At 39.9% G+C, this 9,110-nt stretch carries 8 protein-coding genes; 6 read left to right on the top strand and 2 right to left on the bottom strand.

Annotated elements, in window-relative coordinates; all coding sequences use genetic code 11:
• The first annotated feature begins 830 nt into the window (after positions 1–830).
• From EAE89_RS21950 to EAE89_RS21925, 6 genes are all read left to right on the top strand, one after another.
• Entirely contained in the window at positions 831–1,667 is an 837-nt protein-coding gene (locus EAE89_RS21950; RefSeq protein ID WP_054477803.1) for an alpha/beta fold hydrolase, read from the top strand.
• Entirely contained in the window at positions 1,660–2,043 is a 384-nt protein-coding gene (locus tag EAE89_RS21945; RefSeq protein ID WP_054477805.1) for a hypothetical protein, read from the top strand. Before EAE89_RS21950 ends, EAE89_RS21945 begins: the two co-directional genes overlap by 8 nt.
• A gap of 47 nt (positions 2,044–2,090) precedes the next feature.
• Positions 2,091–2,987, top strand: a complete 897-nt coding sequence (locus tag EAE89_RS21940) for a hypothetical protein (RefSeq protein WP_054477807.1) — start codon at positions 2,091–2,093, stop codon at positions 2,985–2,987.
• 48 nt (positions 2,988–3,035) lie between these two features.
• Complete coding sequence (locus EAE89_RS21935) at positions 3,036–4,082, top strand: acyl-CoA/acyl-ACP dehydrogenase (protein ID WP_054477809.1); 1,047 nt, start codon at positions 3,036–3,038, stop codon at positions 4,080–4,082.
• Positions 4,083–4,171: 89 nt separating this feature from the next.
• Complete coding sequence (locus EAE89_RS21930; RefSeq protein ID WP_054477811.1) at positions 4,172–6,739, top strand: aminotransferase class III-fold pyridoxal phosphate-dependent enzyme; 2,568 nt, start codon at positions 4,172–4,174, stop codon at positions 6,737–6,739.
• A complete protein-coding gene (locus EAE89_RS21925) occupies positions 6,723–7,760 on the top strand; it encodes a DUF2156 domain-containing protein (protein ID WP_054477813.1) in 1,038 nt (345 codons plus the stop codon). The genes EAE89_RS21930 and EAE89_RS21925 overlap by 17 nt, the downstream gene beginning before the upstream one ends.
• Positions 7,761–8,284: 524 nt before the next feature.
• Here the strand turns inward: EAE89_RS21925 and EAE89_RS21920 are convergent.
• Entirely contained in the window at positions 8,285–8,899 is a 615-nt protein-coding gene (locus EAE89_RS21920) for a phospholipase D-like domain-containing protein (RefSeq protein ID WP_214086578.1), read from the bottom strand.
• 2 nt (positions 8,900–8,901) lie between these two features.
• Positions 8,902–9,110, bottom strand: a 209-nt coding sequence (locus EAE89_RS21915; RefSeq protein ID WP_422615499.1) for a transposase, incomplete at its 5' end; no start/stop codon positions are given.

Raw genomic sequence — 9,110 nt, 5'->3', positions numbered from 1 at the left:
GGGGGCAAACAAGATTCTATCAATATCCAAGCATCATCAGAAATGTCGTAACGTGCCACTATTTTGTTCCTGCATCGAAATCAATCAGATAATAATACTATTAATTGATATTAAGGGACACAGCCTAGACCGGTACTTAAGTGGAATCGTTATCATGTTTTCCGTCCTCTATAATAATCTAATTTTGAAATCTATTTATTTTGTTGTTTTTCTGATGAGTCAGATTGTTATTTCGTTAAAAGGTTTGTAAACAATAAGACAAGTATGAAAGTGTAGTTTAATTAGAATATCTATTTTGTGATTTTATTGTTAATTACAAGAACTTAAATAACAAAATTAAAATATATAGCGTTATGCTGTGAACTTAGGATATTGTTTTGAAAAAATGCCCATGATAGCTTGTTTTCTAATCTATGTGGCGTGAGTTTTTAATATAATCTCTTACCTTTTAACTCAGTACTTCCCTGACAAAGAATATCAAAAAATAGACCTAACGAGATTGGATGTTATATTCTTATTAATTCATCACGCAATGTATTAATATATATATGAAATGGTTTTTTTCTGAAATTAGGTTATAAGCAGCATGTAAAATAATTCTTCCAGCGAAAAATTTATAAAATAGGATACGTTTCTTGCTTTATCTATAGCCTGTTACTAAGAAAGTATAAGGGGATTTTATATTGGTTAATAATAAATTCTAAAACTACCAATTCCCCAGAGAGAGACGAGCATTTAACATTTGTGGCATTCAAAGCACGAATGTTTTTCTGGAGAGCTTATCTCCAGTACCCGTCACTGGGGGATGAAGTCAATGGAAGCGCAACTATATGAAAAATAGTATTGAAGGTGATAGTTTTGAAGTAGCTGGTAAGTTTCTCTGTAACTATAAGATTTATCGGAGAGATAGTAATGGTAGGGTTATTGTATTGTTACCGGCTATTGGTGTGGAAATCAGGAAATATGAAATTCTGATACAGCAACTGGTAAAAGAGGATTTTCAGGTTGTGACTTCTGATATGCCAGGCTATGGGGACAATCAACCTAAACCTAGCAGAAAAGATGATTATAACTATTCCGATCTGTTGCGGGATTACCTTCCGGCAATGTTAGACAAAGCTGTTGAATTAAATGCTAAAGAAATTCCTATTGTCTTTGGCCACAGCCTTGGTGGGCATATTGCGACGCTTTTTGCCTGCTCAACTAACAGACCTTTTTCTCTGTTTTGTGTGGCGACAGGGAACGTGTGGTACAAGAATTGGCAGGGCATGGGGCAGATACAGATAATAACAGCCGCCGTTATTTTTCGCATTCTGACGGCGTTATATGGTTATCTTCCTGGGAAAAAGATTGGTTTTGGCATAAGAGAAGCTAAGGGGTTGATGAGAGACTGGTCCAAAACTGCCTGTACGGGAAATTACTATCATGTCAGTGCCTATAAAGGTAAAAAGAATAATCACTTATCCAAAGCCGTTTATATATGTTTAAAGGGAGATAATTGGGCTCCGTTAAAATCTACCAAGGAATTAGCAAGGCTTATACCTCACTCAGAGGTTAGCGAAGTGGCTCTGGATGTTAAGGGGAATCCTCATAGTGCCTGGATTAAGCAGCCAGGAGAGATTATTAAAATCATGAAGAAAAAAATGTTGGAGAATAAAAATGATTAACACACTGAAAATGCTACGTTGGGAATTCCTAGGGTTATTTTTTATTAGTTTATTCCTGACTTGGCAACTTATGGACTATATAAGCTGGTGGCAATTTGTTTTGTTATTTTTTCTGATTGATATTGTTGGCTATTACCCAGGGCGAATCTGGAGTTTGCTGAATAAAAAAGAGGTTCCTCCTCCGGGGTTTTATACTGTTTATAATATTTGCCACAACATATTTACGCTTAGCATAATTAGTTTGGTCTGGTTATGGTTATTTAAGGATAATTACAGCATTATTGCATTGTTTGTTCATATCTGTTTAGACAGAGGCGTACTGGGAAATTTCCCTAAGTTATCAATTAATGTGTTTAAACAGCCAACTGTTCATTGAAGTGAATTATCACAGAGAGATACGTTATTTAAAGAGGAATTGACATCATGGGCTTAATTAAACAGGCATCGGAAATAGAAATGCAGGCTAAGGAATGGGGATTAGATGAATGGTTTGCTGAACAGATACAGGTTGAACAAAGGAAAAAAAACCGCTACGCCAATGATCCTAAATTAACCTATTTGCCAGGCGATTTACGGGAATCTTTGATTAGGGAACTTTCTTTCAAATCGATTTCAGAATATGAAGCGACTAAAGCCCTGCTGCTGCTTGCAGATAAAGCTCCAGACAACATTAACTTTGATTATATGCTGACTCAAATATTTGACGAAGGCAGGCATGCCAAATTATTCAGAGAACATCTGGTCAAAATAGGCTTCGCAGATATCAATAATGTGACCAACAACATGGAAAGCCTCTTACAGGGGAAAATGACCAATATGTTGGAGACATTAAGATCCTATTTTGACAAGTGGGTGGTGTTGAAAAATGACTACATCGCAGGAGTGCTGATCATTACCGTCGTTCTGGAAGGTGTGCTGGCACCAACATCAGAACTCAGTGAGATCAAGTGGCGTCCCTTTGATATTGCGGCTGCCGAGACACAAGCCAGAGCTAACGCTGATGAATTAAGGCATCTGACCGTATGTGCAAATATAGTCAAGATGGCTATTGAGAATGACAGTTCTCTAAAGCAAGCAGCCCTTGAATGTATAGAAGAAGGATTGGCGTTGTGGAATCAGGTGTCTGTTGATGATCTGTTTGTGGAGCGTGAAACGTTTTATCAACGGGGTATGCAAAGCAATTTGCGCTTTATTGAAGGTTATGAGCTGGCACCAGGGGTATTGTTGTCTGAATCTACTGTGGAGTCTCGACTTGAATTGTCTCATTTCTTAGTTGAACAGATGCAGCAGTCACGCCTTGAATATATGGGTTTAGTGTAGCTTATTAAGCTTGTAGTAAGTGGTTTAGATGTAAAAGGAGAGTTGAAAATGACAGATATTGTTGAAGAGCTCAGGAAAAATGGCGGTCAATACCAGAATCTGACACCTGATAAGTTGAAAAAATTATTATTGGATTTTGGGGCCGCTTCACAATGCCTACGTTTGGCAGCTCAATCCAATATAGAGGGGCTTTATCAGGTAGGTAATACTATCCGTGAGGTATCCTCATGGCTTCCGGCTGCCGGTATTGCCCTAACCATGCATAATCATATTGTGCTGGCTTGTGCGAAGTTTCCCGACATATTTGAAGATAATAATAAATTATTAAATGAAGTTATGGTTTCAGAAGTGTTGGTCGCTTCTGCTTTTGCTGAAGGTCTGCCAGGGACAAATATTTTTTCACCAGCACTTAAAATGCATTCTAAGGAAGGAAAACTGTTTGTTAATGGTTCGAAGAAACCTTGTTCTCTGTCTTCGATTGCTGATTATTATGTGCTATCGGTCAGCGATACCGATAATGACAATGAGATGAGGGTAGTATTGGTTTCAAAATCGGCACAGAATATTAATGTTATTCCTTTCTGGCGGTTAAAGATTTTGTCTGAAAGTGATAATCAAGAAGTTAAATTTTCGGATACCGAAGTTTCGCCGCAATTACTTTCCCCCTATAAGGGGATTGAGCAGCAAGTTGTGCTTTCTTACGGTTTATCACTATTTAATTACTTTGCTGCTAATACATATTCAGGAATTCTGAATGGGCTTGCCCGTTTTATTCCGAAGAAAGTAGCAGAACAGCAACCAATTAAATATACCCTAGCTCAAGCTGATTATAAGATTAATGCTATTCTTGGTCAGATGCTAACTATAGCTCATGATGCTCATCGGGATGAAAATGCTATTCGTAACATCCTTGCATTGCGCTATACCCTGGAAAAGATCCTTGAAGAAACCGCCAGTTTTATACTCCGATGTTGCGGTGGGATTCAGGTCATGACAACGCCAGAAATTATGAATTTCTATTCTGCTGTACAGTTATTCAAATTTCATCCTATAGGAGAATTCCAGATGGTTAGCCAAATAATGCAGCAAATTTAATGACTTTTTAGATCACCTATTTTAACTCAAGTATTTTCCCATGCTGTTTACAGCATGACATTGTGCACCTATAAAAAAGAGAGAGAACTATGTTTGTTAATCAATATCGTGAGAGTTTATTAAACTCTGTGGGCCTTGAGTTGGATATTCAGTCTGCTGAAAATAACCAGCTTACATTATCGAATGGCCGGGTTGTTAAGGACTTCTTGGCTCAATATGGTGCATTACCATTTGGGCATAATCCTGATTTTGCTACCTATGAAGTTGACAGATTCATTAAAAATAAAGAACCCATCTTTGTTCAGCCTAATATTCACAACAAAGTACGGTTATTGGCGGAAATGCTTTCTGAGCAAATAGATAAGGAGAAATATACCCACTGCGTTTTTACTAATAGTGGTGCTGAAACGGTAGAAGCTGGGATTAAGTTTGCGCGCTTGGTTACTGGCAGAAAAAGTATTTTGAGTTTACATCGTAGTTTCCACGGTAAAACTTATTCGGCGTTATCTGCTACAGGTTCAAATCGGTTTAAAGCTGATTTCATTTACGATGATAAACTGTATGAACATGTTGACAGTGAAGATTTTGCTGAAATTAAAAGAAAGCTGGAGAGCCGAGAATTCGCTGCATTTATTATTGAACCAGTGCAGGGAGAAGGTGGAATGAAAGTCATTCCATCGGATACATTGTACAGTATTCTGAAATTGTGTAAGGAAAATGGCACATTATCAATATTTGATGAAGTTCAGACGGGTATAGGCAGGTTGGGGGCATTCTGTGCAGCCACACTTTACTCTCTGAAACCGGATGTCATTTTGTTTTCTAAGGCGCTGGGTGCAGGTATTTCACCTATTGGTGCAATGTTGTATGCAGATGAACTTTATTTATCTGAGTTCGATAAGAAACACAGCTCCACTTTTGCCAATAATGTACTGGCTGCGACGATGGGAATTGCCGTTATCCAGCATCTGACTAAAGATAATGGCAAGGCATTAACGCACGTTCAGGAAGTTAGCCGTTATGTTGATAAATGCCTTGAACAGTTATCGGCGAAATATCCAGAACATTTTTGTTGGCAAGGTGCTGGGTTGATGCGTGGCCTTGAAATACAGGACAGCAAAGCGGTTGCCAACGTATTTATCAACTTTAGCCAAAGAAGTGGTGGTCTGGCTTATATCATTTGTAGTTTCTTATTGAAACACTACGGTATTTTCACCATGCCGTTAATGTCTCGCCCTTGCTCTGTACGTTTCGAGCCACCGCTTAACGTTTCTAAAGAAGATATTCAGACATTTTTTACAGCTTTTGATGAAGTCTGTAACTTGGTTCGGAATGGGCGATATGATGTTTTATTTGCGCACTTGATAGACATGCCTATAACGGATCTACCGCCATCTGCGGTTAGTTATCCTATTTCAATAAACAACAGTATTGCCCAGATTAAAGCGCCTATTTCTCAATTGGTTGAGGGGAGGAAATTCGCTTTCTTGATTCATTCCACTTCGGTTAATGAATTTGCGCATTCTTATTGCCTGTCAATAAAGGAAAATTATACGCCGGAACAGCAAAGACAACTTGGTAGTTGGATCATGCAAATTTCTGCTATTGATTTTAATCCTGATATCGCTGTTGAATTTGGTGTTGAAAGCTCAACGGCATACGTTAATGGCATGCTTTTGTTCTCACCTATCAGCCCTGAAGATATGATGGCATTACCAACCAAAGAGCGGGCTGCTTTGATGAAGGAATACCTTGATTTGGCGGAGAAAAATGGCGCGGAAATTGTCGGTTTGGGTGCTTACACCTCTGTGATTACTGACGGAGGCAATAGTCTGGTAAATAATCGGCAGGGCCGGATATTGACTAATGGTAACTCTCTGACAGCAATGGCGGTAGTTGAAGGTATCCGCTCAATGCTGACTGAAAATGCACATCTGCAAACTTTGGCGGTGGTTGGTGCCAGAGGTTCCGTTGGCAGGCTGTCAGTCACTGGCTTGGCCCATAACTTTGGCCGGATTATCCTGGTTAGCCGACCTAACAAAGGGCGAGTACTGCTCTCTGAACTGACTAAGGCACTGCTTTCCACGGTGTTAAAAACTCGTGATGTTATCCAGCCAGATTCAGTTATGGATAAAATTAGAAAGTGGCTGTTTAAACAAAACCCGGGTGTGACAGATGCTCGTGTATTGCATGAACAAATTCTTGAAGTCATAGGAACTCTGGGTTTGGAAGCAATAGAGAGTTATGAGCAATCCTTAAGCCAGGCTGATTTTATCGTCTCAGCAACCAGCGAAGGTAAACCTTTCTTAAATACCCATTATCTGAAAGGCTCTGCCATCGTTTTTGATGCAGCCAGACCTTTCGATTTCATTCGTGATGGCAACCGTCAAATTTACGAAGGCGGTTTGGTCCATCAGCCTGAGAAAGTGACCTATAGCGATTGCAACTTGATCGACGTGCCTGCGGGGGTAAATCTCGCCTGTTTGTCGGAAACTATCGCTGTCGCACTTGAAGGAGTCAGTGTGCATCAAAGCATCGGTAAATCTATTGATTACAATGACGCACTCGCCATCCGGGATATTGCAAGAAAGCATGGATTCGTCCCTGTCCAATATACCCGCAATGATCAAGGTGAACATTATGAGCATGTTGCCTGATGTTCCTCAGGTTATTACCACTGGGAACGCTCAGGGTGTTCTTGGCAACAATCATCTCAGAAAAGTGCTTTGCTATTCCAGGCACCCGTTGAGTAGCTTGTTGTTCAATACTGAAACACATTGGTTTACCAATCAAAAGGGGGCTATAGGTTTTTTCCAGGACAAAAATCTGCATATGTGTGTGGGTGGCATTTTGGCTCCTGGCGAAGAACGAGCTGAACTTTTGCAGTCGTTTCTCCGTTTCACCAAAGAAAAACGGGCTTTTCCGGTGTTTCTGCATGGTGATGAGAGTGATTTTGCGCTGTTGAGGAATAACGGCTTTTTTGTTAACCAACTTGGGGCGAGTTATTCAGTACTCCTTGATGGATATAGCATGAAAGGCAAACGCTTTCAGCAGCTTAGAAATAAAATTAGCAAATCCAGAAGAGCAGGAATTTCTATTCGAGAGATCAGCTCACAAGAGGAATATTATCGGCTTAAACCACAACTAGAACATATTAATCAGCTTTGGTTGAAAGAAAAACATGCAAAGGCTCTGAGAAAACTGGTGATTGATTTCAACACTGTAGAAGTGAGTTCAGGTGAGCACAGAGTATATATTGCAACTCGGGGAGAACAGATCCAGGCATATGTCGTTTATAGTTACACTTGGGGGGAGACATCGGGATGGTTTCATAATTTATCTCGAAAAAAACCGGATATACCCGATGGAACCATGCAGTTTATTAATGAAACAGCGATTAATGACTTCTTGGCTGAGGGGGCAGTGGCTTATCTTCATTTGGGCTTCACGCCTTTAGTGGAGTTCGGCGAGGATAGCTGCTTCAACGACTCGGCAATATTTCATAAAATTGCTAAATGGATGTCATCAAAAGGCGGCATTGTTTATCCTGCTGCTTCGCAACGCCAATATAAAATGAGCTGGCGGCCGTCGTTAATTGAGCCGGAATACATTGCTTTCCCTAAAGGAAAGGCAATGAAAGCATTGTGGTCAACATTGCGAACGACCAACAGCATTTGAGGCTAGAAAAAGTCTTTTTCTAACGTGGAACAACAGGTGATCAGGATGGTGCTGTAAGTACCAGAATGATCACCTGTCATGGTGAATATTGTTTGTTGATATTCCCACCTGTCGATTCTTTCAAATTCTTATTTCATAAATATTATTTTATAGAATCCTTTTGGAAATTTTTTAATTAACCTCAACTCTGCTTAATGGCTGAGGTTAGCTGTTACTGATCAGGAGCCAGACTCAGAACCAAGTCGTTGGCATATAAGGTTTACTATGTATACCTGTTATCTTTCAAGTTGCCTCTTTGTTGGCTGCACTCACTCACCCCGGTCACATCGTTATCTATACCCTTCATCTTTCAAGCTGCTGCTTTGTTGGCTGCGTTCACTTACCCCAGTCACATAGTTATCTATGCTCCTGGGGATGCGTTCTCTTGCCGCCGCACTGCAACTTGAAATCTATTGGGTATATGCTACCGGGGATTTGCTCCCTTGCCGTGGCGAAGCATCTTGAAATCCATTGGGTACATATTGTTAACCTGATCTCTGATGTAAGTTGTTTTGTATGCTACTGATTTCGTCAGTAAGATTTGAACCTTGGTAAACCATCGATGTATCAAAACGGTCATATCTTACATCACGTGATGCGCTAAACCAGTTAAAGGAGCCTACACAAAGCATCGAGTCATCAATAATGACAATTTTACTGTGAACCCGTTTGACCAACTGAGTTGTGATACCTTGTGATTCAAGACGATGAAGCGCACTTTTTAATGTCTGGCGCCTCTCTGCCCTTTCCTGGTAATCACCATTGCCAGTGTTATATATTCTATCGGTAACTACGATGACAGAAACTCCTCTCTGACAAGCTTGGCTCATTGCTTGCAATATGCCTGATTGTTCAATTTTTTCATATGTTAGCCACGGGGTAATAATAGTCATTTCCTTTTTTACGTATTCTAAGGCATTCAATAGAAAATTATCATGTTCCTTAAAACCATTCAGGATATGAACTTGTGTCTTAGGTGAATATAAGTCTTTCCGAGAAATGAATTCAAATTGCAGCGCATTGTTATCTTCACTAAAAAGATACTTTGCTAGCAAACCACGAGGGGATGATGGGCAGGGCGCGAGCATACTTTGACTCATATTCATCCAAAGAACACTCTTGCACGATAATCATCACTCCAGCCTGCTTTCTTGAGCTTGTTTCTCTGGCTCGGGGCGCCACAATCACATTGTTTAACCATGTTCAAGACAAGACGCCGGAATAACGCAAGATTCTCAATCGCACCATCCAGAACAATCCGTGAATCATCTTCTTTAAAAACGACATCAAGAATATAATGCTGACTATTTT

The sequence above is a fragment of the Photorhabdus heterorhabditis genome (assembly GCF_018448905.1).
Classification (GTDB): Bacteria; Pseudomonadota; Gammaproteobacteria; order Enterobacterales; family Enterobacteriaceae; genus Photorhabdus; species Photorhabdus heterorhabditis.
This window is presented reverse-complemented; position numbering and strand designations above follow the sequence as displayed.